Source organism: Alloalcanivorax mobilis (assembly GCF_002864685.1).
GTDB lineage: Bacteria > Pseudomonadota > Gammaproteobacteria > Pseudomonadales > Alcanivoracaceae > Alloalcanivorax > Alloalcanivorax mobilis.
In genome coordinates, this window is sequence record NZ_NMQZ01000025.1 from 12115 (window position 1) to 34603 (window position 22489).

Here is a 22489-nt window from a genome sequence, read left to right on the forward strand (position 1 = left end):
GCACCAATAATCGACTGACGCCGCTGGCGTCCGGCCTTTCACGGAGGCTTTATGAGTGTTGACGTTCCGGCCCGTTGCCGGGTGCCCCACGAGGTGTTCCGTGCCGAGGTGTTCGCGGCCCACGAACGCTTCGATGTCTGGCGCGAAAGCGTCATGCCCCTGTTTGAATCACGCCTCGACGCGCAACCAGCGCCCGCCGGCTTCCAGGCCCATGTGGAGAGCTTCAACCTGCAGGCGTTGTTTTTCTGCATCAGCGGCTTTTCGCCGCTGAGTTTTCATCGCGCCGCCAATCACGCGGCGCGGCTGGACCCGGACGGTGGCGACCACCTGCTGGTGCAGCTTTATCTGAAAGGGGGCTACGCGGGTTACAACGGTGCCAGTGCGTTGCGCGTCGGCCCCGGCGACATCAGCCTGCTGGATCTGGGGCGGGCCCTGGAAACGCGGGCGCCGGCCTCCGAGGTGCTCTCGCTGGTAGTGCCACGGGACGCCCTGACGCCGCTGCTGGACCCGACGCGGCTGCGCCCGGGCACGGTGCTCAAGGCCGGCTCGCCGCTGGCGACCATTCTGAGCAGCCACCTGCGCACCGTGTGGCGCAGCCTGCCCTCGGTGACCATGGACGAAGTGCCCGCCATCAACGCCACCCTGCTGGGCACGCTGGCCGGTGCTTTCGGCGGCGCCCCCGGGCGCCGCGATGAGCTGGCCGACGCCATGGAAATGGCGACCCTGCAAGCGGTGCGCGACTACATTCACCATCACCTGGACGATGAAGGGCTTTCTCCGGCGGCCCTGTGCCGCCGCTTCGCCTGTTCGCGCAGCCGCCTGTACCGGTTATTCGAGCCCCTGGGCGGGATTGCCGCCTATATCCGCGAGCAGCGCCTGCGGCGTTGTTTCGAAGCGCTGACCCGGCCGGACGGCCCGCGCCCACGCATCATCGACGTGGCCATGCAGTGGGGGTTCGACAGCCAGAGCCACTTTTCCCGTCTGTTCCGGCAGCAATTCGGCATCACCCCCAGCGACGCCCACCAACGGGCCCGCGACCAATGGCGCCAGCAGGCCGCCCGGGAGCGCGCCGCCGACGCAACGCCCCAATTCCGCGACTGGCTGCGGCGGCTGTGAGCGCACATCCGGTGGGACGAATCGGCAACAAAACCGGGGACGCCACGGCAAGAGTGCTTTACGATGGATATGCACAATCTTTCCTGATGGCGGCATGCCATCAATCTTGTGCGTTGTGAGTGATGTAAGTGATGTAAGTGATGTAAGTGACATAAGCGACGTAAGCAAAGTCAGTGAAGTGAAAGCGTTACCGCAAGCCGCCGGCTGTGCCATCAAGCGAGTGCCCGATACGAGTGGGGGGCGTGCTGTTCGCCGGCGGTGGTAACCACCCGCATCGGGGTCCCCATCCGGTAAGTCGTTGGCGCGAAAGGGGGTTGCGCCGGCGGCTGGGGACTCCCGGTGAACGGGTGCCTGCCTATACCCTTCTCCCGCCGCCCCGTTAACCGGTTCTTACCGCGTACCCGCCTCCGGCAGCGCCAGCTCCCGGGCAAGAAATTCCATCGCGGCCCGTTCGGCGCTGCCGCCCAGCAGGAACGTGGCGATATGGCCACGGCCTCTTAGCAGGAACAATTCATTTCGCACGCCATTGGCTTGCAGCGCGGCGCGGAAATCCTCCGCGTGGTCCACCGGCACCACATGATCCAGGGTGCCGTGATAGAGGAAGAACGGCGGCGTAGCGGCGGTGACATGGGTAATCGGCGAGGCGCTGGCGTACACATCCGGGCGCTCCGCCTGGCTGCCACCGAGAAATTGCGGCACCAGCTTGCCGCCCTGAAATTTGCGCAAATCGGTGGGCGTGCCCCCGGCCACCACCGCCCGGGGAAGAGTGACCGGCCCGCCGTAAGGCTGGTTCAACGGGCTGCCGCCGTCGCTGGCCACGGTGGCCAGCAGCGCCACCAGATGCGCCCCGGAGGAATACCCCCACGCGCCCACCCGGCCGCGATCAATGCCGAATTCGGCGGCGTGCACGTGCAACCAGCGCATCGCCATTTGCAGGTCCTGCAATTGCGCCGGGAAGGTGTACTCCGGCGCGAACCGGTAACCGATGTTGACCGCCACGAAGCCGTGCTCCGCGAGAGCCCGGGCAATGCCTTCCATGTCCTGCGGCGAGCGCCGCTCCCAGCCGCCACCGTGTACCACTAGCACCGCTGGCCTTGGCCCCTGGGCGCGTGGCAGATAGACATCGGCTTGCAGCTCCTGGGGCCAGTCCGGCGGCGTATAAATTCGATGCTCCACGCCGCCAAGGGCGTAATCCGGCAACGCCGGCGCGGGCTCCGTGGGCGCGCCGAGGTGACGCACGCAGCCGCTGAGCAGGGCAGCGCACAGCAATAACAGGATAAAACGCATCCGGGGCTCCTTCAGGCGGAATCGCGACCCTACCTTATAGCCTGGATCGCATCAAAGCCGGGTGAGCGGTGATCAGGGAACGGCGATCAGGGAGCGGCGAACAGGTTGAAGGGAACAGGGAACAGCGCGGGTGGCGCCGGGGTTGGGTGGCTGGCCGTTGCTCCTGCAGATAAACACTCAACCCTGCTACAACGCCGCGTAGGAGAGGCTGGGCGGCACCCCGCCATGCCAGCGACGTCTTTCGGCCGAATGGCACAGAGCCGTTGCCCCGAACCTTACGAGGTCGGGGTGGTCAGCGCATGTGTTTGGCGTGCAGGCGTGCTGCGTGAAAGCGCGCCGGGCTATCGACAACGCCGCGGTGGGAGATTCCATGGTGTCTTGCGAGAGCCAGGACCGTGAGAAGGTATCTGTCCCCACCTATTCAAAATCCGGACGGTCCAGGATCATGCCGATGCTCAACGCGCCGGGGCCGATGTTGACCGCGCCGGTCAGGCCCATGCTGCTGATCAGCACCTCCACCTGGTGAGCGCGGGCGGCGGCGGCCAGTTTGTCGTAACCGGGCATCTGCGTGATGCGACTTTCGTCGCCGGCGTAACTGATGCACACCACCGGGGCCATCAGGCCCTTCTCAATGCTCAGGGTGGCGTGGCGGAACATGGCTTCCACGCCGGCGTCGTAGCCACGCACCTTGGCCACCGGAAAGGTCTCATCGCCGCGCGCGCACAGAATCGGTTTGATATCCAAGGCATTGCCCATGATCGCGCCCGCCCAGCTGACGCTTTTGTCGCCGCGCTTTTTGGCCCGTTTGTGCAGGTAGTAAATGTCCGGCACCACCGCGTAGCCGGTGGCCTGGGACGCCAGCACCTCGACGCTCTGCCGGATCTCGGTGATCTTCATGCCGCTGTTGATCAGACGAATGGTTTCCGCCGCCAGTGCCCCCTGGCCGGCGAACAGGGTCTGGCTGTCGGTGACGCGCAGGGCGAACGGGCCTTCCACGCCGGCGGCCTTACGGATCGGCTTGTACTCGCGCAGAATCGCGTGGGACGCATCGGTGGCGTTGCTGAAAATCGGGCTGCGGCTCTTGGGCACCGTCTGCACCAGCGCGTAATCGAAATCCACCACCACCCGCTCCAGAAACAGCGCCTTGATCTGCTCCACGGTGAACGGGATGGATTCGGAATCGTGGGCTTCCTTGACCGCGTCGCCGGCATAAAACTGCCGGGTGCGCTGCGGATCGCGCTGATCGACGATCACCTGATCGCCGAATCGGATGGAAACCGGAAGCACCAGAATGTTGTGTTGATCAATAAAGGATTTCGGCAGATCACAGCCGGAATCTACCACCAGGCCGATTCTCATAATTATTTTCCCCCCGCGGGTGATGGGCCCGTTCCTTGCCGTTCGATGAATGGCATTGCAGCACGCGGCGGCCCAATCGGGCCAAGGACGTGTCTACGAAGAAATCGGGAACCCTTCCTGGCAGTCTAGCGTAAAAAGTGTGAGCTGCAACACTGCGAAGAAAGGGGAAAGAGAGTGGCGCGACGCACGGAGGGAGCCGGGGTAGCACGCGCCCGCGAAAGATCCGCCGGGGCGTTTCCGTTCGCCTGTTCCGGGCGCGCGCCCGTGTTGCCAGGGAATCCGCTTATAAACCCAGGTTATCCAGAACCCGAATGACCGGCGCGGCCTGATTCATGGTGTAAAAATGCAGCCCCGGAGCGCCCATCGCCAAGAGCCGTTCGCATAAGCGCGTGACCACCTCTTCGCCAAACGCTTTCACCGTGGCCTCGTCGTCTTGCAGGTCAGTAAGGCGGCCGCGCAGCCAGCGAGGGATGTCGGCGCCACAGTTGTCGGAGAAGCGGAACAGGTTGGCCACATTGAGAATCGGCATGATGCCCGGGTACACCGGCGCGTCGCAGCCGCGTCGGCGCAATTCGTCCATGTAGTAACCGTAGGCGTCGGCGTTGTAGAAATACTGGGTCAGGCCGCTGTCCGCGCCGGCGTCGATCTTGCGCTGGAAGTGTGCGATGTCGTCGTCGAAGCTGCGCGACTGCGGGTGATTCTCGGGGTAGGCGGCCACTTCCAGGTGAAAATGGTCGCCGGTTTCCTCGCGAATCAGCGCCACCAGCTCATCGGCGTACTTCAGATCGCTTTGCGCGTAGCCCATGCCCGAAGGCAGATCGCCGCGCAGCGCGACAATGCGCTTCACGCCCTTGTCCTTGTAGCCGTTCACCAGCTCCATGATTTCCTCACGGCTCTGGCCCAGGCAACTCAGATGCGGCGCGGTATCCGCGAACTGTTCGCGCAGCAAATCCACCATGCTGCGAGTGTTATCCCGCGTCGATCCGCCCGCACCGAACGTGCAAGAAAAAAAAGCCGGCTTCTTCACCAGAAGTTTCTTCTGCGTCGCCAGCAACTTCTCCTGCCCTTGCTCGGTCTTGGGCGGAAAAAACTCAAAGCTGATTCGTTTCATTGGTGCCTCGCTTCGCGAGGCGCTCGACGCCTGACGCCTGACGCCTGACGCTGCTCGCGAAGCGAGCGAAAAGCGTCCAGCGTCCAGCGTCCAGCGTCCGGCGCCTCAGTATTTATAATGCTCCGGCTTATAAGGCCCGGCGACGTCGACGCCGATGTAGCCGGCCTGCTTGTCGGTGAGTTTGGTGATTACACCGCCGAAGCCTTGCACCATGTAGCGGGCGACTTCTTCGTCCAGGTGCTTGGGCAGCACTTCCACCTGCAGCATTTTTTCCTTGACCGCGTCAGCGCGGTTGGCATAGCCCTGGTCGAACAGGTACATCTGCGCCAGCACCTGGTTGGCGAACGAGCCGTCCATGATGCGGCTCGGGTGGCCGGTGGCGTTGCCCAGGTTGACCAGGCGGCCCTCGGAAAGCAGCAGCAAAAAGTCACCGTCTTTCTTGTTGCGCCACACTTTATGCACCTGGGGTTTCACTTCTTCCCATTCCCAGGTCTTGCGCATGAAGGCGGTATCCACTTCGTTGTCGAAGTGGCCGATGTTGCACACCACCGCGCCTTTCTTCAGCGCCTTGAGCATGTTGGCGTCGCACACGTTGAAGTTGCCGGTGGTGGTCACCAGCAGGTCGGTGTGGCCCAGCAGCGCTTTGTTGATGGAGCCTTCGCTGCCGTCGTTGACGCCATCGTTGTAGGCGCTCACCACCTCGTAGCCGTCCATGCAGGCCTGCATGGCGCAGATCGGATCGATCTCGGTGACCTTCACGATCATGCCTTCCTGACGCAACGACTGGGCGGAGCCCTTGCCCACGTCACCGTAGCCGATCACCAGCGCTTTCTTGCCGGAGAGCAAGTGGTCGGTGCCGCGTTTGATGGCGTCGTTGAGCGAATGGCGGCAACCGTATTTGTTGTCGTTCTTGCTCTTGGTCACCGAATCGTTGACGTTCACCGCTGGCACTTTCAGGGTGCCTTTCTTGAGCATGTCGTAAAGACGATGCACGCCGGTGGTGGTCTCTTCGGTGATGCCGTGGATGTTGTTCAGCATGTCCGGGTAGGTGTCATGGATGTAGCCGGTGAGATCGCCGCCGTCATCCAGAATCATGTTGGCGCCCCACAGCTCGCCGTTGCCATCGCGGCAGGTCTGCTCGATGCACCACATATATTCTTCCTCGGTTTCGCCCTTCCAGGCGAACACCGGCACGCCCGCCGCGGCAATCGCCGCCGCCGCGTGATCCTGGGTGGAGAAAATGTTGCAGCTCGACCAGCGCACTTCCGCGCCCAGCGCCACCAGCGTCTCGATCAGCACCGCGGTCTGAATGGTCATGTGAATACAGCCAATGATCTTCGCCCCCTTCAAAGGCTGCTCCGCGCGATACTTCTCACGAATCGTCATCAGCGCCGGCATCTCGGTTTCCGCGATATCAATCTCCGCGCGACCGTATTTGGCCAGGGAAATGTCGGCGACTTTGTAGTCGGTGGTGGGCTTTGCGTTGGCGTTCATGGGCAATTCCTCATTCGCTTGACGCCGGACGCTTGACGCCAGACGCTTTTCGGGGTGTCTCGGCCTGCACGCGGTGGAGCAGTGCTGCCAGTTGGGCAAAGACACGTTCATTTAGGCAGAGCAGCGCCTCAGGACGTACGTAACTCAGGCGAGCTGCAATCTGAATTTGCGTTTCCAGCTCGAATAGCGAGCCTCGAGCAATGTGGAGAAAGCGCAGAAACTCGGCGTCGCTATTGCGGCCGTACCCCTCTGCAATGTTGGAGGGAACGCTCACCGCAGCCCTGCGCATTTGTTGAGCGAGTCCATATAGCTCGAACTTCGGGAACGCGTTTGTTTCTTCATAAGTGGCAACCACCAAATCCATAGCGGACTGCCACACCCTCAACTTCTCATGCTTCCTGGCCATCTGCTCCTCCTTAAGCGTCAGGCGTCCAGCGTCAGGCGTCAGGCGCTCTAAAGAGCGGCCTTCAACACCTCCGCCTTATCCGTCTTCTCCCAGCTAAACCCATCCCGCCCAAAATGCCCGTAGCTGGCGGTGGGGCGGTAGATGGGTTTGCGCAGGTCGAGCATTTCGATGATGCCGCGCGGGCGCAGGTCGAAGTGTTCGCGGATCAGGGCGATGATCTGTTCGTCGCTGATCTTGCCGGTGCCGAAGGTGTTCACTGAAATCGAGGTCGGTTCGGCCACGCCGATGGCGTAGCTGACCTGGATTTCGCACTTGTCGGCGAGGCCGGCGGCGACGATGTTTTTGGCCACGTAGCGGCCGGCGTAGGCGGCGGAACGGTCCACTTTGGACGGGTCTTTCCCGGAGAAGGCGCCGCCGCCGTGGCGAGCCATGCCGCCGTAGGTGTCAACGATGATCTTGCGGCCGGTCAGGCCGCAGTCGCCCATCGGGCCGCCGATAATGAACTGGCCGGTGGGGTTGAGGTGATACTGGGTGCCTTCGTGCAGCCATTCGGCGGGCAGCACCGGCTTCACGATCTCTTCCATCACCGCTTCGCGCAGATCGGACTGAGTCACGTCCGGGCTGTGCTGGGTGGAGAGCACCACCGCGTCCACCGCCACCGGCTTGCCGTTTTCATAACGCAGCGTCACCTGGCTCTTGGCGTCCGGGCGCAACCAGGGCAGGGCGCCGCTTTTGCGCAGTTTGGCCTGGCGTTCCACCAGCCGGTGGGAAAAATAAATCGGTGCCGGCATCAGCACATCGGTTTCGTTGGTGGCGTAGCCGAACATCAGGCCCTGGTCGCCGGCGCCGAGGTCTTTGTTGTCGGCTTCGTCCACGCCCATGGCAATGTCGGCGGACTGCTTGCCGATGCCGTTGAGCACCGCGCAACTGGCGCCGTCGAAGCCGACGTCGGAACTGTCATAGCCGATTTCCAGAATCACCTTGCGGACGATGTCTTCCAGTTCCACGTAGGTGCTGGTGCGCACCTCACCGGCGACGATCGCCATGCCGGTCTTGACCATGGTCTCCACCGCCACCCGGGCATGCGGGTCATCGGCGATGATGGCATCCAGAACGGCGTCCGAAATCTGGTCGGCCATTTTATCGGGGTGGCCTTCGGAGACCGATTCGGAGGTAAAGATGGAATACTCACTCATAAGGGGGTCTCCCGTGATTCGATTGGGCGTGGGCCGCGTTGCGGCCACGAGTTACAAGTTGTAAGTCGCAAGTTAAAAGTTAAAACGCGGGCAACACCGTGCCACGTCACCGCCGTGCCCGCGTCCGAAGCCGCCCTTTTAACTTGTAACTTTCAACTACTCTTTTCAAAACTTCTCACCTGCACCTGAAAACCATTGCGCATCGCCAGAAACAGACTTTCACGAAGGCTCAGACCGGCGCGGCCGGCCCAGGCCACCAGATCGGCTTCTTCGAAGCCGAGCCAGAAGTCACCGCAGGCATCCACTGCCCAACGCTGATCGTGCCGGCATAAATCGGTGATCACCAGCACGCCGCGCGGCTTAAGCTGTTGCGCCGCCGCCGCCAGCGCGGTGGCCGGCGAGGGCAGGTGGTGCAGCACCATGTTCAGCACGATCGCGTCCACCTTCGGCAGGCGGTCGCTTTGCTGGGGCCACTCGCCGAGCACCAGCTCGACGTTGTTCAGGCCCTGCTCGCTGACCCGGCGGCGGGCCTGGGCCAGCATGGTTTCCGCGTTGTCCAGCGCCAGCACCCGCTCGAAGCGGGTCGACAAGGGCGCCAGAAAGCGGCCATCGCCGGGGCCGATCTCCAACGCCGTGCCCGGTTCGATCATCGCCCGGTCCAGCAGTTCACAGGCCTGCTCCGCGTATTGATCGTATTCGGCGATCAGATCCTGCTGGCGGGCCAGGTCGTCCGCGTGGCGCACGAAAAACGCCCGGCTCCGCGCCGCCCGCTGCGCCTGCACCCCGGCCAGCCGGCCGGCGGTGGTGGCGTCCAGGCGGGTTTCGTCGAGCTGCTCGAACAGGGCGCCGTGCAAGGCCTCGGTGGGCGCTTCCGGCGGCGGCAGGCGGCGCCGGTAGAAAATCGAGTTGCCCTCGCGGCGGCGCTCCACCAGCCCGCCCTGGGTCAGCACTTTCAGGTGATGGCTCATGCCCGATTGCTTGATCGCCATGATCTCGCACAGCTCCAGCACGCTGAAGCTGTTCTGGCCCAGCACCTGCAACACCTCCAGACGCAGGCCGTCCCCCGCCGCCTTCAAAAACGCCGCCAGCGTATCCAGATCCTCAGCTTGCTCCGCCAGATTCAATGCCATAACCCATGAGTCTAGCGCATCCCGAAAACTGCATCAAAGTTTATTGATATAGGTATGGCGGTCGGACGTCTGACGTCGGACGTCGGACGCTCAAACCCGGATCAGGACTGTTGGCAGTGTTTCCTGCCGGGGCCAGGACCGAGGTTGCAGAAAACACGCCGCCCCTCCCGGATCGGTGGTTTAGCGTCTGACGTCCGACGTCAGACGTCCGACCCCTCAAGGGTTTGCCCCCATCCCGGCCTTGGGCGACAATAGCGCCCCTTTTTCGGGAGACCCCGCGGCCAGCGCCGGTGGGGCCCCGGTGCCGAACCCAGAGCCAGGAGCCGTGCATGTCGTCTGCCCCCGCCGCCCGTGATCTTGCCAATGCCATCCGCGCGTTAAGCATGGACGCGGTCCAGAAAGCCAACTCCGGTCACCCGGGTGCCCCGATGGGCATGGCGGACATCGCCGAAGTGCTGTGGCGCGGCTTCCTGAAGCACAACCCGGCCAACCCGAACTGGGCCGACCGCGACCGCTTCGTGCTCTCCAATGGCCACGGCTCGATGCTGCTGTACAGCCTGCTGCACCTGACCGGCTACGGCGTCAGCCTGGATGACATCAAGAACTTCCGGCAGCTGGGCAGCCCCACCGCCGGCCACCCGGAGCACGGCGACGCGCCGGGCATCGAGACCACCACCGGGCCGCTTGGCCAGGGTTTCGCCAATGCCGTGGGCATGGCGCTGGCGGAAAAAATGCTGGCCGCGCACTTTAACCGTGAAGGCCACGCTATCGTCGATCACAACACCTTCTGCTTTCTCGGCGACGGCTGCATGATGGAGGGCATCTCCCACGAAGCGGCGTCGCTGGCCGGCACCCTGGGGCTGGGCAAGCTGGTGGCGTTCTACGACGACAACGGCATCTCCATCGACGGCGAAGTGGAAGGCTGGTTCACCGACGACACCGTGGAGCGCTTCCGCGCCTACGGCTGGCATGTGATTCCCAATGTGGACGGCCACAGCCCCGCCGAGATCAAGCTGGCGGTGGAAAACGCGGTCAAGAATCAAGGCCAGCCGACCCTGATCTGCTGCAAAACCATCATTGGCTTCGGCAGCCCCAACAAGCAGGGCAAAGAGGAATCCCACGGCAGCGCCCTGGGCAGCGACGAAGTGGCGCTGACCCGCGAAGCGCTGGGCTGGAACCACCCGCCCTTCGAAGTGCCCGCGGAGCTCCGCGACGCCTGGGACGCCCGCGAGGCCGGCGCCCGCCGCGAAGCCGATTGGCAAGCCCGTTTCGACGCCTACCAGGCGCAATTCCCCGAGCTGGCCGCCGAATTCCTGCGGCGCATGAAAGGCGACTTGCCGGCCGACTTCGAGGCCCAGGCGGACGCCTTTATCGCCGGCTGCCAGCAAAAGATGGAGAAAGTCGCCAGCCGCAAGGCCAGCCAGAACACCCTGGACGCCTTCGGCCCGCTGCTGCCGGAACTGACCGGCGGCTCCGCCGACCTGGGCGGCTCCAACAACACCGTCTGGAACGGCTGCAAATCGATCTCCGCCGGCGACGCCAGTGGCAACTACATTCATTACGGCGTGCGCGAATTCGGCATGACCGCGATCATGAACGGCATCACGCTGCACGGCGGCCTGCGCCCCTACGGCGGCACCTTCCTGACCTTTATGGAATACGCCCGCAACGCGGTGCGCATGGCGGCGCTGATGCACCAGCCCAACATTCTGGTCTACACCCACGATTCCATCGGCCTGGGTGAAGACGGCCCCACCCACCAGCCCATCGAGCAGATCGCCAACCTGCGCATGACCCCCAATATGAGCACCTGGCGGCCCTGCGACACGGTGGAATCGGCGGTCGCCTGGAAGCACGCGCTGGTGCGCACTGACGGCCCCACCGCGCTGATCTTGTCCCGCCAGGGCTTGGCCTGCATGGAACGCGACGCGCACACCCTGGCCCAGGTGAGCAAGGGCGGTTACACGCTGCTGCAAACCGGCGACGGCCAGCCCCAGGCGATCATCATCGCCACCGGCTCGGAAGTGGAGCTGGCGGTCACCGCCGCCCGCGCCCTGGGCGAGCAGGGCAGCAACGTGCGCGTGGTGTCGATGCCCTGCGTGGATGCGTTCCTGGCGCAAAGCGCCGAGTATCAGGAAGCGGTGCTGCCCGCCGCCGTGCGCGCCCGGGTCGCCGTGGAAGCGGCCATCGCCGATTACTGGTACCGCTTCACCGGCCTGGACGGCAAGATCGTCGGCATGACCAGCTACGGCGCCTCCGGCCCCGCCGGCGACCTCTACCAACACTTCGGCATCACCGCCGAGGCGGTACAAACCGCCGTGGAGAGTTTGATTGATTAAACGCCGGACGCCGGACGCCGGACGCCGGACGCTTAGAGCCGCGCTTTTCAGCGTCTGGCGTCCAGCGTCCGGCGTCGAGCGGTTTCTATGAACATCGCCATCAACGGCTATGGCCGTATTGGTCGTTCTTTTGTGCGCGCCCTGGCCGAGCGCGAGGCGGCGGGGTGGCGGGCGCCGTTCACGCTGGCGGCGATCAACGACCCCGGCCGCGCCGAGGATCTGCTCTATCTGACCCGTTACGACACCACGCACGGACGCCTGAACGCGCCGGTGGAACTGGCCGAAGGGCGTCTGCGCATCGGCAATCAGACGCCGCGCCTGTGCAGCGAAACCGAACCGGAGAACCTGCCCTGGGCGGAACTCGGCGTCGATCTGGTGCTCGAATGCTCAGGCCACTTTCGCGGCCACGCGGACGCCGCCCGCCATCTGAGCGCCGGCGCCCGCCGCGTGATTCTCGGCGCGGTGCCGTTCGACCACGCCGATCAGGTGATCGTCTTCGGCGTCAATCACCGTGACCTGGACGCCAGCAGCCGGGTGCTCTCCGCCGCGTCGTGCACCACCCATTGCATCGCGCCGCTGCTGGCCGGGCTGGACCGGGAATACGGCGTGCGCCAGGTGTTGATGAAAGAGATCCACGCCTACACCTCGGACCAGTCCCTGCTCGACCACGTGCACCGGGACCCGCGCCGGGGCCGGGCGGCGGCGCAGAACATCGTGCCCACCACCAGCAGTGCCATCGGCGCCGTGCAAAGTGTGCTGCCGGCCCTGGAAGGGCGCATCACCGGCCACTCGATCCGCGTGCCCACCCTCAATGTGGCGATGGTCGAGCTGACCCTGCTGCTGGAAAACACGCCCGACGCCGGCTCGCTCAACGGCTGGCTGAAGGCGCTTGCTGACGGCAGCCCGACGCTGATTGGGTACAATGACGAACCCTTGGTCAGCGCTGATTTCAACCGCCGCCCGGAATCCGCCATCGTCGACGCCACCCAGACCCGGGTGCAGGGCGACATGGTGCAGGTGGTGGCCTGGTACGACAACGAATGGGGCTACGCCAACCGACTGCTCGATTGGGTGGCTTATTTAGCGTCGGACGTCAGACGTCGGACGTCCGACGCTTAAAAGATCGCTATAACCTGAACGTTTGGACCATCCGGGCAGGATGGTAATGATGAGGTACCACAAGCCATGAACTTCAAACGCATGACCGACCTGGAACTGAGCGGGAAACGGGTGCTGATCCGCGAGGATCTCAACGTGCCGGTGAAGGACGGCAAAGTCACCAGCGACGCGCGGCTGCGCGCCTCGTTGCCGACCATCGAGCACGCCCTCAAGGCGGGCGCGCGCGTCATGCTGATGTCCCACCTGGGCCGGCCCACCGAAGGCGAATACGCCGAGGAATTTTCCCTCAAGCCGGTGGCCGAGCACCTCGGCCGGCTGCTTGGCCGTGAGGTGCCGCTGGTGAAAGACTGGCTCGACGGCGTCGACGTGGCCGAAGGCCAGGTGGTGTTGTGCGAAAACGTGCGCTTCAACAAAGGCGAAAAGAAAGACGACCAGGCGCTGTCACAAAAAATGGCGGCGCTGTGTGATATCTATGTGATGGACGCCTTCGGCACCGCCCACCGCGCCCAGGCCTCCACCCACGGCGTCGCCCGGTTCGCGCCGGTGGCCGCGGCAGGCCCGCTGCTCGCCAACGAACTGGACGCGCTCGGCAAGGCCCTGCTGCAACCGGCCAAACCGCTGGTCGCCATTGTTGGCGGCTCCAAGGTCTCCACCAAACTGGAAGTGCTGGAAGCGCTGGCCGACAAAGTGGACCAGTTGATCGTGGGCGGCGGCATCGCCAACACCTTCCTGGCCGCCGCCGGCCACCCGGTGGGCAAATCGCTGTGCGAGCACGACCTGATCCCGGCGGCGCGCAAGATCGCTGATAAAGTGCACATCCCGCTGCCCGTGGACGTGGTGGTCGCCAGCGAATTCGCCGAGACCGCCGAGGCGGTCACCAAGAAAGTCGAAGACGTCGGCGACAACGACATGATTCTCGACGTCGGCCCGCAAACCGCCCACGTGTTCGCCGCGCTGATGAAAGAAGCGCGTACCATTATCTGGAACGGCCCGCTGGGCGTGTTCGAATTCGACCAGTTCGGCGAAGGCACCAAGGAGCTCGCCGAAGCGATCGCCGACAGCGAGGCCTTCTCCATCGCCGGCGGCGGCGATACCCTGGCGGCAGTGGACAAATACGGCATCACCGACCGCGTCAGCTACATCTCCACCGGCGGCGGCGCCTTCCTCGAATTCGTCGAAGGCAAAACCCTGCCGGCGGTGGCGATGTTGGAACAGAGGGCGAAAGATTGAGAGCGCTGGACGCCAGACGCTCGACGCCGGACGCTAAACCCGGTTCTGCGGTCTTCGGTGTGTTTGCTGCTAGCAATTGCAGGAAACACACCGGGCTTCTCGGTCTACGAGTTTAGCGTCAAGCGTCTGGCGTCCAGCGTCCGGCCATTTAAGGACGAAGCACGGCGGTACAGAATACCGCTCACGGATAACTAAGGGGTAAACACATGGCACTCATCAGCATGCGTCAACTGCTGGACCACGCCGCCGAACACGGCTACGGCGTGCCGGCGTTCAACGTCAACAACCTGGAACAGATGCGCGCCATCATGGAGGCCGCCGACAAAACCGACTCCCCGGTGATCGTGCAAGCCAGCGCCGGCGCCCGCAAATACGCAGGCGCGCCGTTTCTGCGCCACCTGATCCTGGCCGCCATCGAAGAGTTCCCGCACATCCCGGTGGTCATGCACCAGGACCACGGCACCAGCCCCTCGGTGTGCCAGCGCTCCATCCAGCTCGGCTTCTCCTCGGTGATGATGGACGGCTCCCTCGGTGAAGACGGCAAAACCCCCACCGAATACGACTACAACGTGGACGTCACCCGCCGCACCGTGGACATGGCCCACGCCTGTGGCGTCTCCGTGGAAGGCGAACTGGGCTGCCTGGGCTCGCTGGAATCCGGCATGGCCGGCGAAGAAGACGGCATCGGCGCCGAAGGCACGCTCACCCACGAGCAAATGCTCACCGACCCCGAAGAAGCCGCCGACTTCGTCAAGCAAACCAAGGTCGACGCCCTTGCCATCGCCATCGGCACCAGCCACGGCGCCTACAAGTTCACCAAGCCGCCCACCGGCGACACCCTCGCCATCGAGCAGATCAAAGCCATCCACGCCCGCATCCCCGACACCCACCTGGTGATGCACGGCTCCTCATCGGTGCCCCAGGACTGGCTGGAAATCATCAATCAATACGGCGGTGAAATTCCTGAAACCTACGGCGTGCCCGTGGAAGAGATCCAGGAAGGCATCAAACACGGCGTCCGCAAGGTCAACATCGACACCGACCTGCGCCTCGCCTCCACCGGCTCCATCCGTCGCTTCCTGGCCAACAACACCGCCGAATTCGACCCACGCAAATACTTCAAAGAATCGATCACCGCCATGCGCGACATCTGCATCGCCCGCTACGAAGCCTTCGGCACCGCCGGCAACGCCGGCAAGATCAAGGCGATCAACCTGGAAGACATGTTCCAACGCTACGAAAGCGGCGAACTGGACCCGCGCGTCAAATAAACCCGCGTGTTTCCCCCGAAAAACCCCGGCCCCGCCGGGGTTTTTTTATGGCAGTATTTCGAGCAACCGAAGAAATTGAACGACCCAGCGCTTCAGCCTGCCCCGTTCAAACAATAAAGCGGCTGTAGGAGCAGGCCATGCCAGCGACGCTTTTGATCTTTTATAACTCTCACGTTGGGCGTAGGAAAAGCCGATTCAGAGGAAGGCCCGCATGCAGGTCTTGCCAATGGCTTTTGGAAGAAGAAGGCCTGTGGCTACGAATCCAGTATTGGGCGGGGCACGCGGCCGTGTTTTATGTGCCAGATATCATGCCTTGAGTCGTTGCATCGCCAACCTATTGTGTCTGTTCCTCTTCTTGTTGGTCGGGCTCCCCCATCCCTCCCCACCCCAATCCGCCAATCATTTGGCAGAAACGGGCAAGTAACGATATGATTAACCTGTTACGCAATGTTTACCGACGATATGTTTACCTCTAACAAAAGCAGCGATACGGGAGAGCAGTCATGAGCACGGACTGTACCGAGAACCTTCCCGGCCAGCGTGGGCCGGTGGACCATGAGCGCCGTGAGCAGATTCTGGAAGTGGCCGAGCAGCTGTTCGGGGCGCACGGGTTTCGCAAGACATCGGTCACCGACATCGGTAAGGCGGTGGGGGTGTCGAGCGCCTATATCTATCGTTTTTTTGATTCCAAGCAGGCGATTGGCGAGGCGGTGTGCGCCATGTGCCTGGCTAAGATCGATGTGGCGATCCGCGAGGTGGCGGAGCGCGATGCGCCGGCCACCCAGCGTTTGCGGGCGATGCTGCAGTGCCTGTTGGCGCAGTCTTTAAAGGTATTTCTGCGTGAGCGGCGGTTGCACGACATCATCGTGGCGGCGATCGAGAATGAGTGGCAGGTGACCGAGGCGCATGATCGGGCCATCTATGAGGTGATCGAGAAGATTGTGTCGGATGGGCGCGAGAGCGGTGAGTTCGAGCGCAAGACGCCGTTGGATGAGGTGTGCACGGCAATCCGCTCGACGGCGTCGGTGTACGCCCATCCGGTGCTGCTTAAGCTCACCGACCCGCGCGAGAAGGAGCGCCGGCTGGCGGCAGTGACCAATCTGATTCTGCGCAGCCTGGCGCCGTAGCGTCGGCGCCAAGCTGCGCCGGCGTCTTTGGCGATAAGGATAGAGTGCGCCTATGTGAGTTACAGGTTGACAATATCGTAACCTGTAACTAAGCTGGTCTCAGTTGAAGGGAGACCAGCCAGCTTCCAGAGCTGAATCGGAGGTCCCAAAAGGACTTTCGCGGCAAGGCCCCCTCACTGACCGGCGGCCGCCGGAGTTGCCCACAAGGCCCCGCGGCGCAGCCCGATACCGGAAGGCGTGATTCCCGACGGTATCTGTCCTTCGATCCCTGACGGTGTCTCCGCCACGGACCGGCAAACAAAGTGAGGAGAAGATCATGAAAAAGACTGCTATCGCGACTCTCGTTATCGCCGCACTCGGTACGTTCACCGCCCCGCTGGCCCTGGCCCAGAGCGGTGGCTATCTGAACCATCGCCAGAGCATCGACAGCCTGGAAAACATCAACAGTGTTTACCAGGGTGTGGAAAGCGCTCGCACTCAGGTCGGTGACGCCGCGCAAAGCCAGGATTACGTGGCCGAGCGTCAGAACATCGATCAGTTGAGCCACATCAACGCGGTGTACGATGCGGTGTCCCTGCAGCGCGAGCTGGCCGCCAACAGCGTCCCGACCGGCGAAGTCCGCGACTACCAGGCCGAGCGCAACAACCTGGATAGCCTCAGCCACATCAACGATGTGCTGAAGAGCATCTCCCGGCAGAGCGCCACCATTGGCGAGCGCACCGTCCAGCTGTAATCCGGCGCGGTTCGCCCGGCCCGACAAAAACGCCCCGGCAGACGGGGCGTTTTTGTGTGTGGGTGGTGGGCGGGTGACGGTGAGCAGGCTTGGTAACCTTCGCCGTGAGCGCCTATCATCGTGCCCTGCATGAGCGAACTGGAACCGCTTCAGAATGAGCCCCCCGTTTAACCGAGATCAGATCCTTGAGCATTGGCAGCCTCTTAACTGGGAGCGTTTCGATGCCCTGGACGAGACCAGCCAGCGTTACGCCGACTATTACGGCATCGATTTCAGCGAGGCGCTGCCCGAGTTGCAGCATGGCTTCGGGTTTTTCGAGGCGGCGGGTTTCACCATCAGTGTGCACGGCTGGCGGCCCGCCGAGCCGCGCGGCACGGTGTTCATCTGCCATGGCTATTTCGACCACGTGGGTCTGTATCGCCACGTTATTGGCCATGTGCTCAAGCTCGGCTACGCGGTGCTGGCCTACGATCTGCCGGGTCATGGACTGAGCTCCGGGCCGCGCGCGGCGATTGATGATTTCCGCGTTTATCGGGAGGTACTGGAGCAGTGCCTGAAGCTGGCGGACAACCATTTCCCCAAGCCTTGGCATGTGATCGCGCAGAGCACCGGTGGCGCCATCGTCATGGATTACTTGCTGCACCACGGTTTCGACGCGGACAGCAGCCCGTTCCGGCGGATCATTCTGCTGGCGCCGTTGGTGCGGCCGTTCAAATGGAACACGGCGCGCTGGCTGCATGCCCTGGTGCGACCGTTCAGAAAGTCGATTAAGCGGGTGTTCACGATCAACTCAGGCGACCCGGATTTTCTCGATTTCCTGGAGAATAAGGACCCTTTGCAGCCGCGCCGTCTGCCGGCGGGCTGGGTGAGCGCGTTGAAAAAGTGGCTGCCGGGCTTCGAGGCGGCACACCGGGTGAAGATCTCGCCGGTGGTGATCCAGGGTGACCACGATGAAACCGTGGACTGGCGTTACAACCTGGGGGTGATCCGTTCCAAGTTCGAAGACCCGCACATCCATATGCTGCCCGGTGCCCGCCACCAGCTCGCCAATGAGCAGAAGGATTACCGCGACCGCCTCTTCGCCATCATCGATCGCTATCTGGGTTGATTCACGCGCTCCTGTCGCGCCGCAGTGCAGGCTTTTATTTGTAAAAGCGTGTATCGGCTGTGATCGGCTTGGCGTATTGGGGCGTGCGTCCCTTTTAAGCTGGACTGCCGGGTGGCCCGATGTGCCAGGAGGACACTATGAAACGCAATGCATCGCCCCAGGGTTTGTCAGCCGCGCTGTTGTTGACGGTATTGTTGACGGCGGCGGCTTTGACGGTGCCTACGGTGGGCGTCGCCCAGAACAATTCGGTGGGCGCCGCCAGCCAGCAAATGCGCGACAACGCAGAGAACCGATCGGAGGCTTTGCGTGATGCCAACCGGGCTCGCGGCGAATTGATCCGTGAGCAGTCCAGGCAGTTGCGCGAAGAGACCCGCCAGCGCGTGCAGCAACAGAATCAGGAAGCGCGCGAACGCCAGCAGCGCGTGATGGAACGCACCCGCGGACCAATTGGCGAACTGGGCCATTGAGGCTTAAGATGGCTCAGTGGGGTTTGGCGAACCGCTGGCCCGCAAGGACATCGCCGGCTTAATCGTTTGGGCGGCGAGGCGCGGAGCGAAGGGCTCCGCGGGTAGTCCTTTGAGAGATAATAACCAGTAAAGGGAATCAGGAGAGCATAATGAAAAGATCAACGCTGTTAACTCTCGTCGTATCGGCTGCCGCCGTTGTCGCATCGCCGCTGGCGTACTCCGACAATGAGAACATCGACTCCCAGGAGCACATCCAGAAGGAGTATCAGAAGATCCAGGAGCAGCAGAAAAACGCCAAGGAAAACGTCGACCACGAGAACCCGAACTACTCCGGTGAGCGGGAAAACATCGACAGCCCCGAGCACATTAAGAAGGAATACAAGAAAGACATGGAGCGCCGCGAAGGGGCGAAGAAAAACGCCATGCCTTCCGAAGATTCCAACCCCAACTACTCCGAAGATCGCCGTAACATTGACGACCCGGACCAGATTCGCAAAGAGTACAACAAGATCCAGAAGGGTGAAGGTAAACCCCAGGAATAAGGCGTTCCGCCAGACTTCTGGACAAAAAAAACCGCCGGCTTCGACCGGCGGTTTTTTTTGTGGCTCGTCGGACATAGCACTGCCCATTCGCGGTCAAGGACCGACCCCACACCAGAATCAAAACCCCGAGCAAGACGTCTTCGTCCGGCCCAGGGTTTCGCGTCAGACGTCAGACGTCAGACGTCAGACATCTGACGCCCCCCCCCCCTATTTGATCGACGGGCTCTGGTAGCTCAGGTTGATCGCCCCCGGCGGAATGGTCAGCAGCACCTTGCCGCCGGGCAGGCCGGCCAGGGTGATTTCCAGGTCCACATCCAGCGCTTGCTGATTGACCAGCCCGATGAACAGACGGCCGTCCGGTTGGAAATCCACCGGCCCTTCCAGAATCAGGTTGTCGATCGGCAGGCTCTTGACGTTGTGCTGCAGCCCCAGCGGCAGGCTCAGCGACGGCGCGTCGAACAGCAGGTTCAGGGTAATGCGGAACACCGGGCCCTGCGGGGTGGAGACGATGTAGCCCACCGGCGGCATGGTGCGCTCGCCATTGCCGTCCGGTTCATAGCGGATGCGCATGATGTTGGGGCCGGTGCTGGTGGGGATCGGCACCAGGCCCAGATCCCCGAGCTGGCCGAGCAACACGTCTTCCAGGCCGACGATGTCGAGGATGTCACCGAGCGTTTGCACCACGCCGCCCAGCAAGCCACCGATGATCGGCAGGGTTTCCAGGGAGTTGTCGCCGTCGCTGGTGTTGATGTCCAGGCCGACCACGGCGGTGGCGTCCAGGTTGGTCAGTGCCACGGCGGTGGGGTAGATGACCACCGGCACGCCCTGGTTCTCGACGTCGAAATCCTTCAGCTCGGTGTTCAGCGAGCCAGCGATGTAGAGCAGTTTCTCCGCGTCGCATTCGATTTTGTCGTCGGCGGTGTAAGGCGGCGCGCCATCGAAGCCACAACCGGTGTTGGCCGAGGTCACCAGGCCTTCGCCGCCCTTGCCACGGGTAAAGATCTGGGTGGCGTTGGCGGGCACTTGCGGGTCCTGGGTGCCGCTGGGCACGCTCGGTTCGCCGTCATCCACTTGCAGATTGCTGTTCACATCCACCGAGGGCAGGTTGTTGAGCTCCTGGAACACGGTGTCCACGCCGGTGGCGCCCCGGAACAGGATCTGCGTATCAGGCCCGCCGTCTTCCTTGTCCGGGCCTTCCAGCAGCGCGGTTTGCAGCGGCAGGTTGTCCTCGGAACAGATCGCGGTGCCGTCGCAGGTGTCCGCCGAGGCCAGGGTGTAGCGGTACAAGGCATCCTGGCCCCAGGGCTGGTCCGGCAGGAAAGTCAGCGCGCGCGCCTCGCGCAGCAGCACGCCGTCCACCACGCCCTGGCAGGCGCCGTTGGCGTCCACCCGTTCCACGCGCACGGTGCCGGTGTCGCAGCTTTCACCCAGCACCAGGGTGGCGGGGTCGATGTTCTGCGAGAAGCGCACCCGGATCGGGCGGTTGGCGGGCAACGGGTCGATCGGCAGCCGGTCCAGTTCCACCTGTTCGCTTTCCGGGCTGGAGGACACGCACGAACCCTGGAAACCATCGCTGATGTCGCCGGCGGTGGCGGCCGAGCTGGCGCAGGGGAAACCGGGATAAACGGTGACCGCGAACGGGCCACGCACCACGCTTTCGTCGTCCGCCTCGCGCACGTACTCGGGCAGGCTGAAGGTCAGGGTGTTGTCGCCGTTGAGAGTGTCTAGTTCCATCAACGGGTTGCCGGCCAGGTCGGTGACGCCGGTGGTGGTGGTGACGTCATAGGCGACGCCGTAGTCCACCGGGTCGTCCGGGGTGATGATCAGCGCGTTGCCGTCCAGGCGCCATTCAAACGGTTCCGGCACGCCGGCGCGGGTCAGCCGCAGGCTGTCGCCGGCGACGATGCTGCGGGTGTCCAGCGCTTCGTCGAACAGCAGCACAATCGGTTCGCCGGGCACCATGCGGTCAGTAAAGTCGCCCGGCTGCCACGACAGTTGCGGGCCATTGTCGCCGGTGAAGCGCAGCAACGCGGGGCTCTGGGAATCCACCGGCGGTTGCGGCGCGTTCTCTTGATCCAGGTAGCTTTCCATGCGGAAGCTGAGCACGCCGTAGCTGTCATCCACGCCCAGCACCCGGGGTTCCACCACGGTCACCGCATCGGTGGTGAGAATGCCGTCGCGCACGATCGCCGTGCCCACCAGTTCCAAGTGCAGCAGGTTCTGGGTGAAGGCGCCGTTGGCGCGGGCGTCGGCGGTGGTGGTGGCCACGTCCATGAACAGGCGCAGATTCTTGGGCGCGTTGGGTGAATCCGAGTTGGGGTTGGGGAACAGATAACCGCTGGCGTCGGAAATGATCTGCACTTTCACCGCGCCGGAATCGAAGCCCACCGGCACCTGGCCGCCAATGATCACATCCAGGGCATCGCCATTGAGAATCGAGCCGCGCGCCACGCGCAGCGGCGTGACGTCCGGGAAGCTGGGCGGGAACGCCAGCTCGGCGAACACATTGCCGGATTGCTTGGAGGAGGTCTGATCCGCCAGCAGGGTGCCGATCACCGGCACGCAGTTGATCGGCTCGCCGGTCAGTTCGGACAACCGCACGCCCGGGTCCAGACAGCCGAGGGTGTCATCGGTGGGCGGCACCTTGGTGACCAGCGTCTCGCGTTTGCCGGTGGGCGACTTGGTGTCCAGCGGCGTCACCGTGCGTTCGAAATCCTCGATGGTTTCGCCGAAGCGGCTGGTCAGGCCGGTGACCGAGAGCTGGTATTGATCCCCGGGGGTCATGTCCACCAGCGGGTCCACGGTAATGGCGTTGCCCTTGGCGAGCAGCACCGCCGGCACCAGCTCGCCCTCATGGGTGAGGCTCACGGTCTCGCCGTACACCGCGGTCTGATCCGCCAGCGGGTGACTGGTGCGCAACCGGAAGCTGGAGAAATCCAGCGTTTTGAACTGGGTGTCGTCGTCCGGAAAAATCGAGGCGATTTTGAAATCCGGGTCGGTTTTTTGCAGATCCGCCGGGCCTTTGAACGCGGCGCGGGTGGTGAAATTCAGCGTGCCGTCGGGAAAGTCGACGGTGCCGCTGTCGGTTTCCACGTCGTTCATGGTCACCTGGTATTCGGTGACCACCTTCAGCGGCTGCGTGGGCCGCAGCACCACGCCCTGGCCGTCGTTCACTTCGCTCAGTTGGAACGGCACGTCGTTGCCGTCGCCGTCCTGAATCGTGAAATTGTCTTCGCTGAGCGAGATCGGATCACTGAAACTGAGCACCACCGGAGCGTCCGGAGCGATGTCGGCCTGGTTGTCCAACGGGTAGGAGTAATACAACGCCTCGCGGTCATACTGGGGCGTGTCGAAGCTCACCGAGCCACTGCCGCCCCCGCCGCACGCGACGAGAGTGGTCAGGGTGGCAAGGGGGGCGAGTGCGATAAGAATCCGTCCGCGCATGGCGCACCTC

At 63.4% G+C, this 22489-nt stretch carries 18 protein-coding genes; 10 read left to right on the forward strand and 8 right to left on the reverse strand.

Annotated features, from left to right (window positions below; all coding sequences use genetic code 11):
- Positions 1 to 51: 51 nt before the first annotated feature.
- Positions 52 to 1116, forward strand: a complete 1065-nt coding sequence (locus CGS25_RS12960) for a helix-turn-helix domain-containing protein (protein ID WP_101675741.1) — start codon at positions 52 to 54, stop codon at positions 1114 to 1116.
- Between the two features lie 390 nt (positions 1117 to 1506).
- Here CGS25_RS12960 and CGS25_RS12965 read toward each other — a convergent pair whose 3' ends face one another.
- The 7 genes from CGS25_RS12965 to CGS25_RS12995 form a co-directional block, all read right to left on the reverse strand.
- Positions 1507 to 2403 (reverse strand): alpha/beta hydrolase, encoded by an 897-nt coding sequence (locus CGS25_RS12965; RefSeq protein WP_101675742.1) that lies wholly within the window; start codon positions 2401 to 2403, stop codon positions 1507 to 1509.
- A gap of 417 nt (positions 2404 to 2820) precedes the next feature.
- Positions 2821 to 3762, reverse strand: coding sequence for a DegV family protein (locus CGS25_RS12970; RefSeq protein ID WP_101675743.1), 942 nt, complete (start codon positions 3760 to 3762; stop codon positions 2821 to 2823).
- Between the two features lie 283 nt (positions 3763 to 4045).
- Positions 4046 to 4813 (reverse strand): methylenetetrahydrofolate reductase, encoded by a 768-nt coding sequence (locus CGS25_RS12975; RefSeq protein ID WP_232802402.1) that lies wholly within the window; start codon positions 4811 to 4813, stop codon positions 4046 to 4048.
- A gap of 165 nt (positions 4814 to 4978) precedes the next feature.
- Entirely contained in the window at positions 4979 to 6367 is a 1389-nt protein-coding gene (gene ahcY, locus CGS25_RS12980; RefSeq protein WP_101675745.1) for an adenosylhomocysteinase, read from the reverse strand.
- A 10-nt stretch (positions 6368 to 6377) separates the two neighbouring features.
- Positions 6378 to 6773, reverse strand: coding sequence for a four helix bundle protein (locus CGS25_RS12985; protein ID WP_089034088.1), 396 nt, complete (start codon positions 6771 to 6773; stop codon positions 6378 to 6380).
- A gap of 47 nt (positions 6774 to 6820) precedes the next feature.
- A complete protein-coding gene (gene metK / locus CGS25_RS12990; protein WP_089034089.1) occupies positions 6821 to 7969 on the reverse strand; it encodes a methionine adenosyltransferase in 1149 nt (382 codons plus the stop codon).
- A gap of 152 nt (positions 7970 to 8121) precedes the next feature.
- Positions 8122 to 9099: an ArsR/SmtB family transcription factor gene (locus CGS25_RS12995; protein ID WP_089034090.1), complete on the reverse strand. Its 978-nt coding sequence runs from the start codon at positions 9097 to 9099 to the stop codon at positions 8122 to 8124.
- 329 nt (positions 9100 to 9428) lie between these two features.
- Between CGS25_RS12995 and tkt the strand changes: the two genes are divergently transcribed.
- From tkt to CGS25_RS13040, 9 genes are all read left to right on the forward strand, one after another.
- Entirely contained in the window at positions 9429 to 11438 is a 2010-nt protein-coding gene (gene tkt, locus CGS25_RS13000; protein WP_101675746.1) for a transketolase, read from the forward strand.
- 87 nt (positions 11439 to 11525) lie between these two features.
- Entirely contained in the window at positions 11526 to 12557 is a 1032-nt protein-coding gene (locus CGS25_RS13005; protein WP_101675747.1) for a type I glyceraldehyde-3-phosphate dehydrogenase, read from the forward strand.
- Positions 12558 to 12623: 66 nt separating this feature from the next.
- Positions 12624 to 13787 (forward strand): phosphoglycerate kinase, encoded by a 1164-nt coding sequence (locus tag CGS25_RS13010; protein WP_101675748.1) that lies wholly within the window; start codon positions 12624 to 12626, stop codon positions 13785 to 13787.
- A 206-nt stretch (positions 13788 to 13993) separates the two neighbouring features.
- Positions 13994 to 15058, forward strand: a complete 1065-nt coding sequence (fba, locus tag CGS25_RS13015) for a class II fructose-bisphosphate aldolase (RefSeq protein WP_089034094.1) — start codon at positions 13994 to 13996, stop codon at positions 15056 to 15058.
- A 503-nt stretch (positions 15059 to 15561) separates the two neighbouring features.
- Positions 15562 to 16185 carry a TetR/AcrR family transcriptional regulator gene (locus CGS25_RS13020; protein WP_101675749.1) on the forward strand — a complete coding sequence of 208 codons (624 nt, stop codon included), beginning with the start codon at positions 15562 to 15564 and terminating at the stop codon, positions 16183 to 16185.
- A gap of 316 nt (positions 16186 to 16501) precedes the next feature.
- Positions 16502 to 16918 (forward strand): hypothetical protein, encoded by a 417-nt coding sequence (locus CGS25_RS13025; protein ID WP_089034097.1) that lies wholly within the window; start codon positions 16502 to 16504, stop codon positions 16916 to 16918.
- Between the two features lie 154 nt (positions 16919 to 17072).
- On the forward strand, positions 17073 to 18026 hold the full coding sequence (locus CGS25_RS13030) for an alpha/beta hydrolase (RefSeq protein ID WP_101675750.1): 954 nt from the start codon (positions 17073 to 17075) through the stop codon (positions 18024 to 18026).
- Between the two features lie 137 nt (positions 18027 to 18163).
- Positions 18164 to 18493 carry a hypothetical protein gene (locus CGS25_RS13035; protein ID WP_101675751.1) on the forward strand — a complete coding sequence of 110 codons (330 nt, stop codon included), beginning with the start codon at positions 18164 to 18166 and terminating at the stop codon, positions 18491 to 18493.
- A gap of 149 nt (positions 18494 to 18642) precedes the next feature.
- On the forward strand, positions 18643 to 19035 hold the full coding sequence (locus CGS25_RS13040) for a hypothetical protein (protein ID WP_101675752.1): 393 nt from the start codon (positions 18643 to 18645) through the stop codon (positions 19033 to 19035).
- Positions 19036 to 19242: 207 nt separating this feature from the next.
- Here the strand turns inward: CGS25_RS13040 and CGS25_RS13045 are convergent, their stop codons facing one another.
- A complete protein-coding gene (locus CGS25_RS13045) occupies positions 19243 to 22479 on the reverse strand; it encodes an Ig-like domain-containing protein (RefSeq protein WP_101675753.1) in 3237 nt (1078 codons plus the stop codon).
- Positions 22480 to 22489: the final 10 nt, after the last annotated feature.